This window comes from Micromonospora sp. CPCC 205739 (assembly GCF_036906795.1).
GTDB lineage: Bacteria > Actinomycetota > Actinomycetes > Mycobacteriales > Micromonosporaceae > Micromonospora.
On sequence record NZ_JBAKHS010000005.1, the window covers coordinates 239444 to 257729 of the forward strand.

Sequence of the window (18286 nt, forward strand, 5' to 3'; positions counted from 1 at the left end):
GCGGTACGGTCCGGTGTGCCGTGGTGACGGTTGCGGCACGCAGAGTGATGACCGGTCGGGGGGAGAACCGATGCCGCGCGAGATCGACGAGGCGTGGATCGAGGAGGCGGTGCGGCGCTACCGCCGCATCGAGTCCCTGCAGGCCGAGTTCGACCAGGCGGTCGACACCGTCGAGGTGACCGTCCGCTCGCCGGACGGGCTGGTCGAGGTGGTGGTGACGGCCGGCGGGCGGATCACCGACGTCCGCTTCCTCGGGCCGCTGCACTCCCGCCACCCGCGCGACGTCGCCGGCTCGGTGCAGGCCGCCGTCGCCGCCGCGGCGGACGCCGCGCAGTGGGCCCGGGAGAAGCTGCACAACGAGACCTTCGCGGCGTACCGGCCGCTGGCGGGGGCCTGATGGACGCGCTGCGCGCCCTCGCCGCCCGGCTGGAGGAGGCGAGCGACACGCTGACCGTGCTCGCCCGCACGGTGACCGCCGCCGACCCGGCCCACGCCGCCTTCGGCGCGGACGCCCCGGGCCGCCCCGGGGAGGTCGGCCGGGCGCTGCACCGGCAGTGGACCGCCGCCACCGGCGACCGGTCCCGGGAGGCCGCCGCCGCCGCCGTCCGGCTCGCCGCCGCGGCCGCCGCCGTACGCAGCGCCGCGGACCGCTACGCGGACGTCGACGACACCGCCGGTCGGCGGCTGTCCGGGGAGCGCTGATGGACGCCCTGGACCGGCTCGCCGAGCCCGGCCTGGACCTGCTGCGCCGGGTCGACCACCTGCTCGCCACCGGCGCCCCCGAGGGGCACCGGCTCTGGCCGCTGCTGCGCCGCATGCAGGTGCTCCCCGGCGACGCGCTGCGCGCCTTCCTCGACCTGCACCCGGCGCCGCTGGCGACCGCCGGGCACGCCGTGCGCCGGCTCGTCCGGGGGTACGACGACGCGTGCGCCGCCCTCAGCGATCCGGGCCTGTGGACGGGGCCGGCCGCGTCCGCGTACGACGAGGCGCGCGCGGCGCTGCTGCGCCACCTCGACGAGGGGCCGGAGAGCCTGGTCGGGCGGATCGAGTCGACCGCCGGGTACGCCGACGCGCTCGCCCACTGGGTGGAGGGCAGCCGGCTGGCGGTGGCCCGGGTGCTCGCCGAGGTGCTCGGCTCCGCCGAGGCGGTACGCGTACTCGCCGCGACCGCGCCGGGCGGGAACTCGGCCACCGGCACCGGCGCGGCGGCCGAGATCGCCACCAGGGTGCTCTCGGTGCTCGGGGTGGCGTACGACGGGGCCGAGACGCTGCTGCGCCAGTGGTCGCCGAGCCTGGCCGAGTCGACCTGGCGGGCGTCGAGCGGCGGCGCGGTCCGCTACGACGGCACCACCCGGGTCGGCCGCTGACGGTGGATGGCCCACGGCGCCGCGCGCGGCGCCCGGCCTGGACCGGGGCCCGGCGGCGGCGCCGTGGCCATTCCCTGCACCCCCCGCAGGTATGCCTCCACTCAACGCTCTGCGCCCAGCGTTTGTCCCGCCGCGGGGCCCGATTCAACCGTCCGGGCGAGGCCCAAGGGAACGAGTCGACGAACGTGGATGACTGCACGGCGTAACCGCACGGCGACGGGTGGCCGGGCCGACGCCGGCCGTCCGTCGTAGGGTGGACCGCATGGGCATGCTCTGCGCGGTCAGCTTCAACCGGTACGGGCGCCTCTACTACCTCGACCCCGGCGAGCTGCGACCGCAGGTCGGCGACCGGGTGCTGGTCCCGACCGACGACGGGCCCGAGGTGGCCGAGTGCGTCTGGGCGGCGCAGTGGGTGGCGGAGGAGACCGACGGCTTCCCGAAGCTGGCCGGCCTGGCCCAGGACGAGGACCTGCGCCGCGACGAGTTGCTGCGCCGGCGCAAGGCCGAGGCGAAGGTGGCCGCCAAGCGGCTGATCCGCGAGCACGGGCTGCCGATGAAGGTGGTCGCCGTCGATCACGTCCTCGGCGAGGGCGACGCCGGGGGAGACCGCAGCACCGTCTACTTCACCGCCCCGCACCGGGTGGACTTCCGCTCACTGGTCCGCGACCTGGGCGCGACCCTGCGCTGCCGGGTCGAGCTGCGTCAGCTCTCTGCCCGGGACTCGGCGCGGGTGCAGGGCGGCATCGGCTCCTGCGGTCGCGACCTGTGCTGCGCGACCTTCCTCAACGACTTCGAGCCGGTGACCATCCGGATGGCGAAGGACCAGGACCTGCCGCTCAACCCACTGCGGATCTCCGGCGCCTGCGGTCGGCTCATGTGTTGCCTGAAGTACGAACATCCGCTGTATCAAAAGTTCCAGGAGTCCGCCCCGCCGATCGGCAGCCGGGTCTCCACCGCCGAGGGCGACGGCAAGGTGGTCGGGCACAGCGTCCCCCGCGACGCCGTCACGGTACGCCTGGACGCCGACGGCTCCCGCTGCTCTTGCTCCCGCGCCTCCGTCTGTGCCCCCCGCCAAGCCCACGACCAGCACTACCCCGCCTAACCCCTCCTCTGCCCCACCCCTCCCCGCCCCTCCGCCCTCTGCTCGTTGATCATGAAGTTAGCGGCGGACTCGATCTCTCCAACTGCCGCCAACTTCATGATCACGCGAGGCGAGGGTCAGGTGAGGGTGACCGGGGGTTCGGCCAGGCGGGGGGTGAGGGGGGCTCTGGGGGTCAGCCAGGAGGCGGTGGGGGACTGGTCGGGGTTCAACTGCCAGTCGCGGGAGACTCGGTCGACGGCGATCGGGTAGAGGGTCAGGGTGCCGTCGGGGTCGATCCGCATTCGGAGGAAGGACTTGGCGTCCTCGATGCCCTGGCCGGCGAAGAGCTCGTTGAGGTTCACTCCGAACGATCCCGCCACCAGCAGGTAAACCGCCACCACCTGGCTCGACACCAGCCCGATGACCGGGGCGTAGACGACCGCCGCGGCGACCGCCGGCAGCGGCCACGGCCAGTCGTAGAAGGGCAGCGCCAGCCAGGCCCAGGTGCCGGCGGCGGCCAGTCCGACGTGCGCCACCCCGTGGGTGATCCCTAGGATCCAGTGCCGGACGTGGCGTTTACCGCCGGCAGTGGGCGGCTTGGCGAAGAAGGCCGCGCCGAGCAGCGTCACCCCCAGCATGATCACCAGCGGGACGCTGAACAGCCGCTGCTCGGGGCTGTCCGTCCGGTTTGCCGCCACCCCGGCCATGGCCAGCATCAGCAGCGTGTGCAGGGCGCCGAGCAGCGTGGTGAAGCCCGGGTTGCGGAACGGCAGCCGGGGGAAGATCCCCCAGCCGTACCGCCGGGAGCGGGCCGCCTCCGGGTAGCGGGCCGCCAGCTCGTACGGGCGGGTGGCGCTGGCCCGGCGGGACAGGGTGTCCTTCGGCGGCACCTCGATCCGCTCCGGCAGCTTGTGCGTCGGGTACAGGTACGCCCCGCCGCCCCCGCAGGTGATCAGTTGCCGCTCCGGACCGGCGTACCGGGCGTAGTGGTGCAGGTCGCCGGAGACGAGCAGGCGTACGCGGGCGCCGGTGGGGGCGATGATCGTCCGCACGAAGTAGTCGATCGAGTCGTACGCGGTGGGATGGTCCACGGACTTCACCCAGGTGGGCGCGGGCACCGCGAGGATGATCCTGCTCTGCGGCCCCAGCCGGCGGGCCACCTCGTCGAAGTAGGCCAGCTGCGGGTCGTCGAGGTACGACCCGGACTGGTCGTCGAGGCCGAGCAGCCACCAGTCGGCGGGCAGCTCCACCGCGAAGTACGAGCGGGACTGCCCGGTGCCCCAGCCCCCGAAGTGCCGGTCCCGGGACCGGACGAACAGGCGCAGGAACGCGGTCAGGCCGTCGTACCAGTCGTGGTTGCCGGGCACCGCGAAGAGCGTCGGCCGCTCGGGCGGCGCCACCGGCAGCGCCGCCTGGTACGGCCCCTTGCACCGGTCCTCGTACGCCTCGTACGCCGCCGACGGGTAGACCTGGTCGCCCCCCATCACCAGGGTCTGCGCCCGGGGCAGCCGGTGGCCGTCCACCTCCAGCTCCGGCTTGGCGAGCAGGTACGCCACCGAGTACGTGGCGTTGAAGCCGTCGCCCAGGTCGGCCACGTAGTCCAGCCAGAGCCCGCCGTCCGGCCCGACCTGCCGCGCGATCTTCGAATCCAGCGCGTTCTGCAGCTCCCGCTTGTCCAGGTACGCCCCGAACAGCATCGCCAGCAGCGTCCGGATGCCGGTACTGATCAGCAGGAACGGCGCCAGCCAGGGCACCGGCTTGCGCGGGGTGAAGCCCAGCTCCACCGGGTCGAGGCTGCGCGGTCGCCGGGCGGCTCGCTCGCCGGGGGCGTACTCGGCGGGAACGTCGGACCCGGACGTGGGGTGATCGTCGGTCACCCGCCGGAGCGTAGCGCCGACGCGCCGCTACCGCTGTCCGGCGAACGACCAATCGTGCCCCGATGTCCGGGTCTCCGGTGGGGGAACCCCCTCGGCCGGTGGGTGGACCGTGCCGTACACTTGACGATCGTTGCCGCCTTAGCTCAGTCGGCTAGAGCGACGCACTCGTAATGCGTAGGTCGACGGTTCGATTCCGTCAGGCGGCTCCACAGAAAGGCCCAGGTCACCGGCTTGATTGCCGATCATGACCTGGGCCTTTTGCTTGCCGCGGCAGAGCCGAGCAGCCAAGCGAGCAGCCAACCTACTCACCGGACCAAAGCGCCCCCTCCAGTCGTGAGGCCGCTTCCCGTGCGATCTCCGGGGCCACGTGTGCGTAAATGTTGAGGGTGACGCTGATCTGGGAGTGGCCGAGGATCTCCATGACCACGCGGGCGGGTACGCCCTGGGCGAGGAGGACGCTGGCCGCCGTGTGCCGCAGGTCGTGGAGACGAACCTGCCGAAGGCCAGCCCGTCGGATGATCTCCCGGAAGGACCGGTAGTCGTTGCGCGGGTGGATGGGCGTGCCGACGGTGGTGGCAAAGACCAGACCTGGATCCGCCCAGTTGTCAGCGTCGAACCGCTCCGCTACCTGGTGCTCCCGATGGCGGCGGAGTACGGCTAGCACTGTGGGTGGCAGCGGGAGAGTTCGACGAGATCGGGCGGTCTTCGTCTCGACGAACACCAGGCCACCCGTCTCGGGATCCCGCTGCAACTGCCCCCGCACGCGCAGCGTCCCAGCGGCCAGGTCGACGTCGTCCCACCGCAGCCCGAGTACCTCGCCTTGACGGAGCCCGAGCGCGATCCCGATGAGCCACCGAGCCTCCAGCCGGAGGCCTTCGACAGCCTTGAGGAAGCGTCGCGCTTCAGCCAGCGAGTAGGGCCGCACCTCAACGTGAGGCAGCGAGGGCGGCTCCACGAGAGCAGCCGGGTTGCCGGCCGCCGGGTTGTCTAGTCACACCACATGCTTGAGAATCCGTCCCAGCACATGCACGACGTCGCCTTGATTGCTCTTGCTCAGCCGGCTGGACTGTTCGGCGACCTGCCTGCTGTAGCGGCCGTCAACCAGCTTTTTCGACGGCGAGCTGGTCGTCTGGGAGCAGCAGCGCACTGCCTCGCCGGGGCCGCATCAAAGCGGGAACGAGGAAGCCCCGGCTTCTCCGGCTGGGGCTTCGTCATGTCGGTGTCACTCGCAAGCGATGCCGTCGCCGTCGCGGTCCAGCTTGCGAGAGTAGCCGGGGTCGCCGCGGTGTAGCGGCGCCGCGCCGGCCGCACGGACGGCAGAACAGTTCGCGTAGTAGACGTCGCCGGAGTTCCCGCCGGAGGAGTCGTCGGCGTAGTCCCAGTTCTCGAACTGGTCGCAGGCGGTGCCGTCGCCGTTGCGGTCCAGGGCCTTGCGGTACCCGGGTTCGCCCTTCTCGATCGCAGAGATGCCGGCGTTCGCGACGGCGTCGCAGTCGGCGTAGTAGACGCTCGGCGACGGCTTCGGCGAGGCGGTGCGCGTGGGGGAGGGCGAGGGGGAAGGGGAGAGCGAGACGAGCTGCTGCGGGGCGGCGCTCGTCGAGGCTGGGGCGCTCGTCGACGTGGCCGAGGCGTTGCCCTTCTCGTCATCGTCTTCGAAGATCGCGCCGCAGGTGATGATGACAGCCAGGACGCCAAGGGCCAGCAGGAGTTGGGCATCCTTGGACTTGAGAAGCTTTTGGGGGCGGGAGATTTTCACCCCCGGCAGTGTGCACTACCCATGCGACAACCGCCCTGCGTGTCCGCACTCTGCGATCAGTAGCCGCGCTGCGCGCGTCCCTGTCACGGACCGATGAGGGCCTCCGCGCCGTGCCTTGAGGATCATGTCAACCATCTGGTGGGACGCGAGTGTCAAGCGTGTCCCGTGACACGACAGGCCGGCCGCCCGCCGGCAGTGTCGGGCTCCACTTGATGCGTGACGGATCGATGTCAGATGTTGCGTGACACCCTAGGCTAGGTCTTGGCGCGCGTCCTCGATCATTGAGGCTATGCGCCACGTCCTGGACGATCCTTCGGGGTTGTCGCCGAGAGCCACCCACTTCCTCCGACATGCCGCGGAGCGAACGTCGTTCGACCTGTCGGGTGGGCCTACGACGGACGAGCTCCGGTCGCTGCTGAGCCGGCTGCCAGGCGTGGACGTCCAGGCAACGCTGACCCTGTTTCGGCGAGCTGCGGCCCGATACGGGGGGCTGCGTTATCGCAGCCTCGCCTGGTCATTCGAAGAGACCGTCACGTTCGTACCAGTCCCGTGGGCAGCAGACGACTACAGCCCCGAGGACCAGGACGCGATGGCCGACCTCATTGAGCACGACGTCGCGCACCCGTACGCGGTCTGGCTACGCGGCGACGGCACCGTGGTCTACTGCTTCACAGGCCCCAACTCGCCGCCGGTGGTGCCGGTCTTCCCTAACGTCGACGCGCTGCTCGAAGCCGAGGCGCTCTACCAGGAATGCGCCACATGGGTCCCGGTGTCATTCGACGATGCGCCAGGCTTGGCGACAGTCGAGGCACACGCGGCACGCCTGACCCTGATACGGGAGGCGTGCGGGTACACCGAGCGCTGGTGGGAGCAAGACGGTTTCCGGCTACACGTCTGGAAAACGTTCGCCGCCGTGTTCCCCGGCTCTGGCGCCAGATGGGCAGTGTGGGCCCGTAACCGTCCCGGCGAGCTGGCCGCCCGATCCTTCCTATCTCAGGCAAGGGCGTAGCTACTCTTCCTGATCTTGTAACCCATCACCTGGAGCCAATGTGTAACCCGTCATCCGGAGTCGGACAGGCCGACTGCCGGCGAGTTGTTCAAAGTTTCTGTACGTCTTCAAGGCGGCCCTTGACGGGCCGCACGCGCCGCCGCCTGGGCGCGCGCCGGCCGCTGCCGCTGTCGCTCTGCGGCCGTCACGCCGAACGCGCGGCGGCTGGCGCGGACAGCGGAAAGCTCAGCGGGCCGCCACAGAACGACAGACCGTAGACCGTGAGGTGGTGGGCCGGCAACCGGCCGGGCCGCGCGGCCACGAAGCCCGCGCGGCGTAGGGGAACGCACGCCGGCCGCGTCGGCGAGCTGGCGGCAGTCGCGGGGTTGCGGTTAGAGCGCCTCCGGCGGGGGCGCTCCGGCTCCAGGATGGCCGGGGCTGCGCCGGCGGGTCGCGGTCTTTGGGTGGTTGCGGAAGGCCATCCCGCCTGCCCTCGACCCGGGCAAAGCCGAGCAGACCACCGCCCGACCCGCCAGCGTCCGAACGTGCGTCAAGGTCCGCTTGACGTGGCGGGCCGGCCGGCGGCCCGCTCCCCAGGAGGGCGGGTCGATGGCAGACGGGATGGCGAGTTCGACGGCGTCTGCTGCGCCGCCTGCTGTCCGGCGGTGGCGGCCGGTGCCTACCGGTCGGCCGTTGCGCGAGCGATCAGGGGAGGTCCGTGGTCGGGCAGGACGACGATGAACTGCCACGGTCCATGCTCGACCCTGGCAAGCCCGACGGATCCGTTGACGCTAAGCGCCGCGATCAGGGCGGGGCTGCCTTCGACGATTCGGTCCAGCTGGGCGTAGTGCTTGGCCAGGCTGGCAGCGGGGCCGTTGATCCACAGCTTGATCTCGGCACCTTGGCGCATAGCGTCGAGCAGGTCCTCGCGCATCGGTCCCGCCGCAGCCGCCAGGAGCCGGTCGTGCAGGCGTTCCTGTCCGCAGGGCCGGGTCGGCGCGGCGGCGGCCTGCTGCCGGCAGGTCGGGCAGGCCGAGGCGTCCTCATGGTCGAAGAGGTGCCGGTACAACTCGATCTGGTCCTCGACGAGGCCGCACAGGGTTTCCTCGTCGCCCCAAGCGTGCTGCACAGCGGGTGTGAGCGGGTGGATCGCAGCGCCGAACTGGGCCGGGACCCGTGCTGTGGCGAACGACCAGCCTTCTTGATCAGCAGACGTCACGGCGCGAGGTTACCGACCTAAGGCTTGAGGCGTTGCACCTCTGCCGCCAGGATCCATGGCCAGACGCGGGCAAAGAGCCTCCCGGCAGTGCCGGGGCCACAAGATGGCGTGAAACGTCGTCAAGCAGCGATCAACGCTGGCAACCCGGAATGCCGTGTGAGCAAGTGTTGAGCGTCGTCTCCGCTGGTGGCGGAGTAGTGGCTCTGAGTTCCGCTTCAACTCACCTGGGTCGAACCGTTGCCGGGCGTCTGTGGCCGTGTCGGGTTCGCCAGGTGGGGAGTGGTTAGCTTCTAAGTCGTGAAGACGACGGGTTGGCTGCGGGCGTTGCTGGATAGGGGTACGAGGAATCGTCCCGAGGCGTCCTCTGACGCCGAGCCCTACGCCCCGGAGTGCATGTCGCTGCTTGAGTTGGCCCGGCTGCTCGCTGGTCGACGGTACAGCGAGCGCGTTGCCAGTGCATATGTTGAGGTGGTGACCTTCGCATCGGCTGACGAGATCGTGGCGATGCTGAAGGTGCTGCTGGAGGAGGACTGGATAGGTCTTCCGGTCTGGGCGCGAAACCTCGCGTTCCGGCTGGCCTGCCTCCAACGGCCGGAGGATGTCGAGCTGTTGCGTGTGGCGGCCAACGACCTACATGCCTTCGGTCCCGACTGGGACACCATCGCTGCGGAACTTCACCGTCGAGCAGACCGATTGGAGGCCGGGCAGGAAGAGAGCCTTCCCTGACTTCCTCTGCTCCTGAGCGGTTGTCCTGGTGCTGTCGACAGCAACGGCGACAGCAACGGAGACAGGCGGGGATGGCTACGGGTGGACAGCCGCGGATTGCCGCCCGAGGTCAGATGCAGACGCGGACCGGCCTGAACGGAGCGCCCAGAACTTGTAAGCGAGGCGTCAGGGGTCCCCCTCGCGCGGCCAGCGAGCAGCCAAACTGGCGGCACCGACGGACGATCTCGCCGGGCCCCATCGCCACGCGATCGTCACGATCTCTGCGACCCCACCATCATCGGCAAGAAGGAGAGGATGAGCGGGTGACCGACACCCCCGAAGTCGAAGAACCCGACATTGAGCCCGCCGGCGACGGCCGTTTCGCCGACCTGATCGACGCCCGGCTACAGGACCCCGCGTTCACAGCCATGCTGCGCAATGTCTTCACCGACGTCGCGGCGATGTCCAACGCCTTCGCCCGCGTCGGCTCGGCTTCCAATGCCTTAGCGAACGCCGCGGTGGCCTCCAACGCCTTCGCCCGCGTCGGCTCGGCGGCCAAGGCGCTCGCCGGTGCCAACCGGTCGGCGATGCTCACGCAACTCCCGAACTACCAGCGGATCCTCGCCAACCTCACCCCGAAAATCGCCTTCCCCGACTTCGCGGAGCTGTTCCGCCAACATCAGCCAACCAACTGGCACGACGCGACCGGCGACGGCATCAAGACCCTGGACCTGATCGAGCTGGCCCGCGCTGGCTGGCCCAGCGCGTGGGTTCCTGGACCGAAGGTGCTGCGGGCCCTCGTGCTCGCCGCGCCAGCGGAGCGCGGGCGGGTGCTGTGCGACCACGAGGACCAGGTCCTCGACGACTGCGACACCGTACTGGCGGAGGTGGTCGGCGGCCCAAACGAGGTACAGGCGGGCCTACTGCGTCAGGCAGTCGCCGCGGCCCGGCAGTGCTACCACGCCCCGGCTCAGGCCCTAGCCGCCTCCGTCATTGACACCGTGATCCGCGAGTCCGTCTCTCCATGGCAGGGGTACAACGAGTGGCTGCGGCGGCACCCGGACGATGATGACTTCACCATCGGACAGATGCGGTACGTGACCACGATGGCGCCGGTGCGGCCAGCACTTGAGCGTTTCTACCCTGAGAAGGGTGACCCGGTGCCCGAGGCGTTCAACCGGCACGCGAGCACGCACGCGGTGGGGGATGTGCAGTACACGCGGACAAACGCGTTGGTTGGCGTGCTGCTGGCCGTGTCGATCGTGCGGGAGCTCCACGCCGAGTATGCCGAGAAGACCGAGGACGGGCCGCCGGAGGTGGAGGGCGCGTAGAAGGGGTGGCATCTACCGGCCGTTGGTTGCGCCTGCGGAAGGCTCAGCTGGCTGAACCGCGTTCGTTGAGGAAGTCGCAGTCGATGGGCACCATGATCACATGGCACAAATCCGGCACAACCGAGCGCGAGTGACGACGGAAGGTGCCGGAAACCGACGGAAGGCGTTTCAGCAGGTCGGAAGCCGTGTCAGGGACCGCGCGGGAGGTCGGGAGGCTAGGGCTCTTACTTCCAGGGGAAATGCACGAACCGGCCCTCAGCCAGCCGAGCGCCGGCCGCAGAGGCAACTTGACATCAGTGGTTGACATCATCGGTGGCGGCCGAGGCCGGACCGGGACGATGTCGCCTCGGGTTCGAACCCCACGGACGTCAGCGGACGCTGCGACTCTTGCCGCAAGCGCCTTGTAAGCGAGGCGTCAGACAGCGAGGCAGCAAGAAGGCAGCATGAGCATCGGTGCGGTCAACCCCGAGCACGAACCGACGGGCGACGCAAGGTTGGCACGACAGTGATCACTCCTTGCCTCTAAGCCTGTAGAGCGATGGAATGAGCACCAGGCTTCGGGCGCTCGGTAGTTGCGGACATGGGCCGTCCCTGCGGCCGGCATCGGCGTGCTCGCAGAGCACCGCGAGCAGGGGCCCGTTCCGAGATGGTGAGGGAGCATCCAGTGACCATGGCCGACCGCGTTGAGGGCCAGCGCCAGCTCAGTGATCTGTTTGAAGAGATCTTGCAACTTCAAGCCAGCTGGTCAAGTGCGAACACTCCTGAGATGCAGCGCCGGGGCGTGCTCGTGCGGCAGGAGGGACCAGCACTGGTCCGAGCGCAGCTCGAAGCCTATTTCAGCGAACCTCCCTTCGATGTAGAGGTAGAGGGCCGAGACGGTACAGGGCTGAAGACGCGTGTGCCCTGGATGCGGGTGTTCTCGAAGTCACGCTCGCCAAGAGCGACGGATGGCTGGTACGTCGTCTTCCTGTTCGCGTTTGACGGTTCGGCCGTCTACCTCTCCCTCAACCAAGGCACGACGGTGCCGCGCCAGTTCACGCAGCGGCCGACCGAGCAGCTCCAGGCCCGTGTTGCGTGGGCGCGTGCAGCCCTTGCCGCCGCCGGCCAATACGACCTGTCGGCGCTGCTTCCGAAGATCGATCTCGCCGACGATGGCCTGGGCCGCGGGTATGAGCGGGGGAATGTCTTCGCGATTCGTTACGACCGCAACAGCCTGCCAAATGGTGCGAGGCTGGGTACCGACCTGGGGCGGATGGTCGAGCTCCTGGGGGTCCTGTACGCGGCATCGGGAGAGCCGACTTGGTCGGACGCAGTTGCGGAGGTAGCTGCGACGAAACCGCGACCTCCGCTTAGCGACGTGCCAGCCTTCATCGCATGGGTCCGGCAGACCTACGGCCCAACGTTGGTCGACTCTCGAGAGACAGCGGAGCAGCGGGCTCGTGCGCTTTTGAACGAGTTCAGCGGCAAGATGAGCGTCGAGCAGGCCGTGGCTCTCGGTGAACTGTTCAACACAGGAGAGTGGGGCGGCGTCCTCCGCCATAACCGGTTCAGCCCGGCCTTCGCTGGGGCCGCCATGCAGCGGCTCGTCGAGCCCTTAGACAAGTTCAACGACTCGACCGATCGCATCTGGCGGCGGCCGGAGGACGAGGCCCTGCAGTACGTAGACGAGATTCTCAGGGACACCCAAGCTTTCCCGGGCGCCGGACGCTCCTACCCGACCATGTTGATGTATCTGCGCGACCCAGCGCGCTACGCGATCTGGCTCCAAATCACGCATCGCGGACTCATCGCACTGCACCGCCTGAGCGAGCCCAACAACAGGGGTGGCGGCTCTGAACGGTATCTCCGGTACTGCGAGGCGGCGCTGAACTTCGCCAAGGAGTTCGACCTGCAGCCTCAGGAGATCGACGCCGTCTTGGCGGAGGCGGCTCGCGCCGCGGTCGAGGAGTCGACCAGCCCGGCTGAGGAGATGGCAGCACTCGTTGCCGACGTCGAGGACGAACCTGCGCCGGCGGACCAGGCAGAAAAGCACGAGTACCCGCTGGCCGACGTCGCAGCCGCAACACACCTACCTCAAGAGCAGCTCGAGGAGTGGGTCGCCCTGCTCCGAGGAAAGAAGCGGCAAGCGCTCTTCTACGGCCCACCGGGCACCGGTAAGACTTTCGTCGCCGAACAACTCGCACGGCACCTCGCAGGAGCCATGGGCGAGGTAGAGACGGTCCAGTTCCACCCCTCCTTCTCATACGAAGACTTCCTTGAGGGGCTACGACCTGACGCCACCGCGAACGGTGGAGGCGTTAGCTACGCACCTCGGCCAGGCGTTTTCAAGCTCTTCTGTGACCGAGCCCGCGACAAGGAGGGCACCTACGTCTTCATCATCGATGAGATCAACCGAGCGGAGTTGGGTGCCGTCCTCGGCGAGCTAATGCTCCTCCTGGAGTACCGCGGCAAGCGATTGGTGCTGCCCTACTCCCAGAAGAAGTTCTATGTCCCGGACAACGTCATCGTGTTGGCGACGATGAACACCGCCGACAGGAGCCTCGCACTCGTCGACTTCGCTCTCCGACGGCGCTTCCACGCCTTCGAGATGCGCCCCAGCAGGCCGGTGCTGGAGAGCCACCTCGCAGTCGCGGGCCCCGGGGGCGAGCAGGCAGACCTCGTTCTGAAGTTCTTTGACATCGTTCAGGACGGAGTGAACAACGACGACTTTTCGCCAGGCCACTCTTACTGGATGGGCGAGGATGGGACCGCACAAGGCCTCGATCGCGTATGGCGCTACGAGCTACTTCCCTACCTGGCGGAGTACTGGTTCGAGCACCGTTCGTACCTCGACGAGCTCGACGCGCGGGTCACAAAGCTCCTGTCCGAGGAGGCATAGCAGGTGGAGGTAACTGAGTATCGCCCAACGCAGCTAACCCTCGACCAGGGCGACCTCGACTACCTGCTCACCCTGGTTCGGTCCGCTTCGGGCGACCGGAACGACGCCCGTGTGTTTCAGGCACTCACCCCCACCCACAAGGCCGGCGTTTATGAAGTCACACCGGGTCCGTACGTCGGACGTCTGGGGCTGCCGTCGGGCCGCTGGATCGACTTCCGGAGCCGGTTCCCATTTGAGGACGTGATTGAACTCATCCGGCGGTCAGCAAGGCATCCGATCCGAGCAGACAAATTGCGGGTCGACGCACACGCTGAGACCTTCCTGACCGAGGCAATCGCCCTCGCCTTCGCCCGCGAACTGGAATCCCTCGTCGGGCAAGGCCTCGCCAAGGGCTACGAGCAGATCCGACACCACCGGCCCCCCTACCCAGGACGCCTTGACGTCGCGTACCACGTTGGGCGTCTCGCCGCTCGACCAGACCGGCTTGTCACCATCGGCCGGCACTTGACCACCAACGTTCCCGTCAACCAGGCCGTCGCGGTCGCACTGGACGTACTCTCTCGGGTTCCCCTGGCCCGAGAAGTCAGCACCCGCCTTGCGCGATTGGCACCCGCTTTCGTCCGTGTTAGACGGGCACCGATACGCGCCGAGGATGTCGGGCGCTTAACGCTCACCAACCTCACGCGCCGCTACCGGCAGGCACTTGCGCTCGCGGAGGCCATCCTGCGGTCCCAATCTCTGGCACCACGCTCGGCCGGCCTCGCCGGCGGCTCCCTGCTGTTCTTCATGCCGAAGGTATGGGAGGCATACGTCAATCAATGGCTTGCCGAACAATGGCCCGAGCACCGGATCGTCGCCCCCCACCGGTTCCGGCTGACGAAGGACGGCCAAACGGCAGAAGCTGATGCCACTGTCTGGGCCGGCAAAGATCTTGTCGCCCTGTACGACGCCAAGTACAAGTGGCCCGGCTCGACTCCCGATCGCAGCGACCTCTATCAGATGATCACCTACTGCGAGCGACTTGGCCTCGAACACAGCACACTTGTCTATCCCGTTGTCACCCCTAGGCGCTCGGTGACTGTAGGCAACAAGACCGTTCACATGATCGGCGTAGCGCCCAGCTTCGCGCCCCTTCCGCCCATAAAGGACGTGGTCGATATGGCTGGAATCTGAGAGCCCAGATTCCGGTGTCCATGGCGAGGAGCGCAAGGGAGTTCGAAGGCGGGCTGCGAGCTGTCATGGCCGCAGGCTTCTCACATGGTCGTGTGCTGGCGAGCAGCCAAGCAAGCAGCCAAACCGGCGAGCCGTAGCGAACGATCGCGGACGCGGACATCAACTTGAGCAGAAGGACCAGGCGGCCGACCAGCGCTGTGGTACCGACTCGTAATGCGTAGGGCGACGGTTCGATTCCGTCAGGCGGCTCGGTACAGAAGCCCAGGTCATCGGCCTGGGCTTCGCCGTTTCCCGAGATCGATTACGCCGCCGCTGGCGGGCCGAGTCCTTAGATAGTCCTTGTCCCGTGCGGCGACCGCTTCGTCCAGGCGGTTGGCGACGGCGTCCAGGTCGTCACCGAACAGCCCCGCATACACGTCAAGGCGTCCGCCGGTCCGTTCCACTCGCGCGAGGACTCCCGGAGCCGAAAACATCTTGCCGCTGATCCCTGGCCTCGCCGCCGTCTCAGCTGGTCTCGGCATCTATCGGGTGAGGGGGAGGAATGGCGAGTCACACCTCATCGCAGCGAACAGCTCGACCTTGCTCCGGGGCATGCTGCCGCTCCCTCAGACAAGGCCCTCGTGAAGGAATCGCGCTCAGCGCCTCGTCTCGTACCTGGTCAGGATCACGCCGCCGGGGAACGTCCGCGTCTCCACCAGGTTCAGGTTCACCCAGCTTTCCAGCGCGGTGAAGAACGGTGTGCCGCCGCCCACGAGGACCGGATGGGTGACGATCTCGTACTCGTCGATCAGCCCGGCCCGCATGACCGCCCCGGCGAGTGTTGCGCCACCGACCCTCATCGGCCCGCCGTCCTCGGCCTTGAGCCGGGTGATCTCGGCGATCGCGTCGCCGGTGACCAGGCGAGTGTTCCAGTCGACCTTGTCGATCGTTGAGGAGAACACCACCTTCGGCGTGTCCCGCCAATTCCGCGCGAACTCGATCTGCGCCGGGGTGGCGCCCGGCTGCTGGTCGCCGGTCGGCCAGTAGGCGCTCATGGTCTCCCACAGTCGGCGCCCATACAGAAACAGGCTGATCACCCGCTCCTGATCGAGCCACCACTGGAACAGCTCATCGCTCGGCCCGCTCCAGCCGAGGTCGTCGCCGGGCGCGGAAATGTAGCCGTCCAGGCTCAGGTTCATGCCGTAGATCAGTTTCCGCATAGCGCCATGCCTTCCGTCAGTCGGTCTCGGAAGACTAGACCAGTCGAGCGGAGGAAACTGATCGGTGCGCAATCTGTTCATACGGAACGGCTCCTGACCCTCGCTCAAGACTTCCAAGCCGCTCGTCCCGTACACCTTGGTTCGTGCCATTAGGGCGGGTAAACCACGGTCACTCGCGGGCATTGGTCGAGGCACTTACACGCGGCGGAGATGCCTTCATGATGGCTTCGCTCGATTTCCCAAGCCGACAGTCTGGGAGCCACGCGTGGGAGCCACCGGGGCGAACGGCGCCGGACGAGGCCGGACCGATCCAGTTGCCGCAAGCGTGGCGACTAGGGCGACGCGGACGTTGCCGAACGGCTGTGGAGTGGTCTTGGGGATCTACGGATCAGGCGGTCGGTCGCGCGACAGGCGGCAGTCCTCATCCAGTCCTCAAGAGGTCGTACCGCGCCCACCGACGCTGTGAGATGCCGAGAGGCTTTTCCGCTGCTAGACCCCCATAGACCCAGGTCGGCGGGACGGGAAGTTTGATCTCGTAATGCGTAGGTCGACGGTTCGATTCCGTCAGGCGGCTCGGTACAGAAGCCCAGGCCAACGACCTGGGCTTCGCCGTTTCCTCAGGTCGATCACGCCGCGTCAGGAATGCGAAGGAGACGGCGAGGGCGTCGGCGAGGCCACTACCTGCAGAACTCGTTGCCGAAGCTCGTCACGCATCGAGCGGTGGGGAGGGGAGAAGGCGGCGTCTTCCAGCGATTTGGGAAAGATGCGCCGGATGCTGTCCCCGTTTTCTGCGCCGTCCTTGGGGGCCTGGTATGTGACGGGCGGACCCAGGTGCAAGGCGATTGGCATCCCCAGCCCGGAGAGCTGGCTGAGGTCGAGACCAGCCGGCCCCTGGGCGACATCGGCCGGCCCCAACCACAGGCAGTCGACCCACGTGTAGATGGTGCGCACGTCTTCCACGGTGTCAGCCCAATCCGGCTCCACCCCGAACACCGACGCCACGCAGACCGGGTGCGGCCCTGGTTCCTCAGTGACTTCGGTCCGAAAGGTCGGGTCGTGTTCAACCACCTCCACGACCCGCGCGGCGAGCTGGTCGCGCAGCGGCTCCGGGGGAAGCTTCCGCGGGCTTGGCGCGGACATCCACTTCACGACGAAGACACCACACGCCGCGACGACCAGCAGCGCCACCGTCAGCACCCACCATCGCCGCATGTGCGCGCCTCCCTGTTCGATTCACGCGATACCAGAGCGACGTGGCCAGCGGTTCCCGCTGAGGGACCACTCCGGCCCTGCCAGCGCGGACGTTCAGATCCGCGCAGTCAGGTGCTGCCCTGATCGGCGAGGGCGACGTCTGTGGGCACGTTCTCGGTTCACAGGCGTGACGGTAGCCGACCGCGCGAGGCCACTGTGCCCCCTGACCGCGCGATCACCACGACACCCGGTCATGCCGGTGCGCAAATGCCGAGCAGACGCCAGACCGCTTCGCGCCCGTAGCCGGAGTAGAGAGCCCGACTGAAGCAGTGGCGATCGGTGCCATGCGCCACCGATGCCAAGTCAGCCGGCCGTTCGGGCGCCGAGCAACAGCAGTGACTTGCCCACCGTCGTGCGCGCGGCAAGTGCCCGGTGGGCATCACTGGCCTGCTCCAGCGGGTAGGTGGCGCCGATCGCCGGCCGCAGCCGTCCCTCCGCGGCCCGTTCCAGTGCAAGGCCCAGCAGTTCGCGCACGGTCTCCTGGTTCGGTGGGCCGTCCAACAGCGGAGCGAGCACCCGTACGCGGCGGCGCGAGGCCGACTCAGGGTCCGGTGCGGCGAAGCCGTCGGCGGTGCCGTAGGTGACGAACCGGCCGCCGTCGGCCACCGCGTCCAAGGCGGCCGTGCCGAGCGGGCCACCCGCCCCGTCGTAGACCAGCGCGGCGCCGCCACCGGTCACCTCCCGCACCCGCCGGATCCAGTCCGACCGCGTGTAATCGACGGTAACCTTCGCGCCCAGCTCGCGGGCCAGTGCCAGTTTGGCGTCGCTGGACGCGGCGGCGACCACCCGGGCGCCGGCGTCGACGGCCAGCTGCACCAGCAGCGATCCGGCTCCACCGGCAGCCGCTGCGACCAGCACCCATTCGCCCTTCTCCGGCGTGCCCAGCCGGTCCAGTCTGAGCGCGGTCACGCCGTCGTGCACCAGCGCGGCCGCTGCCTCGATGCCCAGTCCGTCGGGCACCGGCATGATCTCCTCGACGTCCGCAACGACCCGTTCGGCGTAACCGGTGCTGGACCGTACGACCACACGCCGACCGATCCATGCCGAGTCCACCCCCTCGCCGGTCTCGACCACGGTGCCCGCTCCTCCGCCACCCGGCACGTACGGCAACGTCCGCGGGAAGAAGTCCTGACCCCAGCCGCTGCGCAGCAGGGTGTCGAGGAGGATGACGTCCGCCGCAGCCATGCCGACGACGACCTGGCCGGATCCGGGCACCGGGTCGGGCAGTTCCGCGGGGGACAGCACCTCCGGACCGCCGAACACAGCCACCTGGATTGCGCGCATGTGCAGCACCCCTTCACATGAGACAGCGTCATGGCCAGTGTTCAAGCTGAAGCTTGGTTGAGGTCAAGGTGCACTGAGGCAGGGAGACCTGGCGACTGCCCGACGAGGAGATCTCGATCCCTCCGGTTGGTACGCTGCGCGCCCACAAGAGGTGGGAGAGACGTTGTGGGCAGATTC

The 18286-nt window shown here is 68.5% G+C and carries 16 protein-coding genes and 1 tRNA gene; 10 read left to right on the plus strand and 7 right to left on the minus strand.

The annotated features are described in order from the left end of the window. Positions 1-70 precede the first annotated feature (70 nt). The 4 genes from V6U88_RS11425 (at position 71) to V6U88_RS11440 (ending at position 2469) form a co-directional block, all read left to right on the plus strand. Positions 71-397: a YbaB/EbfC family nucleoid-associated protein gene (locus tag V6U88_RS11425; RefSeq protein ID WP_334452289.1), complete on the plus strand. Its 327-nt coding sequence runs from the start codon at positions 71-73 to the stop codon at positions 395-397. After that, positions 397-702: a type VII secretion target gene (locus tag V6U88_RS11430; protein ID WP_334452291.1), complete on the plus strand. Its 306-nt coding sequence runs from the start codon at positions 397-399 to the stop codon at positions 700-702. The genes V6U88_RS11425 and V6U88_RS11430 overlap by 1 nt, the downstream gene beginning before the upstream one ends. After that, positions 702-1367, plus strand: coding sequence for a hypothetical protein (locus tag V6U88_RS11435; protein ID WP_334452293.1), 666 nt, complete (start codon positions 702-704; stop codon positions 1365-1367). Before V6U88_RS11430 ends, V6U88_RS11435 begins: the two co-directional genes overlap by 1 nt. A gap of 262 nt (positions 1368-1629) precedes the next feature. Further along, positions 1630-2469, plus strand: coding sequence for a PSP1 domain-containing protein (locus V6U88_RS11440; RefSeq protein ID WP_334452295.1), 840 nt, complete (start codon positions 1630-1632; stop codon positions 2467-2469). A gap of 116 nt (positions 2470-2585) precedes the next feature. On the opposite strand, the gene V6U88_RS11445 is transcribed toward V6U88_RS11440, so the two are convergent. After that, a complete protein-coding gene (locus tag V6U88_RS11445; RefSeq protein ID WP_334452298.1) occupies positions 2586-4325 on the minus strand; it encodes a metallophosphoesterase family protein in 1740 nt (579 codons plus the stop codon). A 132-nt stretch (positions 4326-4457) separates the two neighbouring features. Between V6U88_RS11445 and V6U88_RS11450 the strand changes: the two genes are divergently transcribed. Further along, positions 4458-4534 (plus strand) — tRNA-Thr (locus V6U88_RS11450). Positions 4535-4626: 92 nt separating this feature from the next. On the opposite strand, the gene V6U88_RS11455 is transcribed toward V6U88_RS11450, so the two are convergent. After that, positions 4627-5280, minus strand: coding sequence for a site-specific integrase (locus tag V6U88_RS11455; RefSeq protein ID WP_334452300.1), 654 nt, complete (start codon positions 5278-5280; stop codon positions 4627-4629). 267 nt (positions 5281-5547) lie between these two features. After that, positions 5548-6081, minus strand: coding sequence for an excalibur calcium-binding domain-containing protein (locus V6U88_RS11460; RefSeq protein WP_334452302.1), 534 nt, complete (start codon positions 6079-6081; stop codon positions 5548-5550). A gap of 289 nt (positions 6082-6370) precedes the next feature. Between V6U88_RS11460 and V6U88_RS11465 the strand changes: the two genes are divergently transcribed. Then, positions 6371-7090 (plus strand): hypothetical protein, encoded by a 720-nt coding sequence (locus V6U88_RS11465; RefSeq protein WP_334452304.1) that lies wholly within the window; start codon positions 6371-6373, stop codon positions 7088-7090. A gap of 658 nt (positions 7091-7748) precedes the next feature. On the opposite strand, the gene V6U88_RS11470 is transcribed toward V6U88_RS11465, so the two are convergent. Continuing rightward, positions 7749-8288: a hypothetical protein gene (locus V6U88_RS11470; protein ID WP_334452306.1), complete on the minus strand. Its 540-nt coding sequence runs from the start codon at positions 8286-8288 to the stop codon at positions 7749-7751. Positions 8289-8585: 297 nt separating this feature from the next. On the opposite strand from V6U88_RS11470, the gene V6U88_RS11475 reads away from it, so the two are divergent. The 4 genes from V6U88_RS11475 to V6U88_RS11490 all read left to right on the plus strand — a co-directional run bounded on the left by V6U88_RS11475 (position 8586) and on the right by V6U88_RS11490 (position 14375). After that, positions 8586-9014: a hypothetical protein gene (locus tag V6U88_RS11475; protein WP_334452308.1), complete on the plus strand. Its 429-nt coding sequence runs from the start codon at positions 8586-8588 to the stop codon at positions 9012-9014. 302 nt (positions 9015-9316) lie between these two features. Then, positions 9317-10324, plus strand: a complete 1008-nt coding sequence (locus V6U88_RS11480) for a hypothetical protein (protein WP_334452310.1) — start codon at positions 9317-9319, stop codon at positions 10322-10324. 670 nt (positions 10325-10994) lie between these two features. After that, positions 10995-13202 carry an MrcB family domain-containing protein gene (locus V6U88_RS11485; protein ID WP_334452373.1) on the plus strand — a complete coding sequence of 736 codons (2208 nt, stop codon included), beginning with the start codon at positions 10995-10997 and terminating at the stop codon, positions 13200-13202. A gap of 3 nt (positions 13203-13205) precedes the next feature. Further along, positions 13206-14375 carry an McrC family protein gene (locus tag V6U88_RS11490; RefSeq protein ID WP_334452312.1) on the plus strand — a complete coding sequence of 390 codons (1170 nt, stop codon included), beginning with the start codon at positions 13206-13208 and terminating at the stop codon, positions 14373-14375. Positions 14376-15010: 635 nt separating this feature from the next. Here V6U88_RS11490 and V6U88_RS11495 read toward each other — a convergent pair. From V6U88_RS11495 to V6U88_RS11505, 3 genes are all read right to left on the minus strand, one after another. After that, on the minus strand, positions 15011-15574 hold the full coding sequence (locus V6U88_RS11495) for a dihydrofolate reductase family protein (RefSeq protein ID WP_334452314.1): 564 nt from the start codon (positions 15572-15574) through the stop codon (positions 15011-15013). 636 nt (positions 15575-16210) lie between these two features. After that, the gene (locus V6U88_RS11500; protein ID WP_334452316.1) at positions 16211-16762 is read right to left on the minus strand and encodes a hypothetical protein; all 552 of its coding nucleotides are present in this window, start codon (positions 16760-16762) and stop codon (positions 16211-16213) included. A gap of 366 nt (positions 16763-17128) precedes the next feature. Next, positions 17129-18109, minus strand: coding sequence for a zinc-binding dehydrogenase (locus V6U88_RS11505; protein WP_334452317.1), 981 nt, complete (start codon positions 18107-18109; stop codon positions 17129-17131). Positions 18110-18286 lie beyond the last annotated feature (177 nt).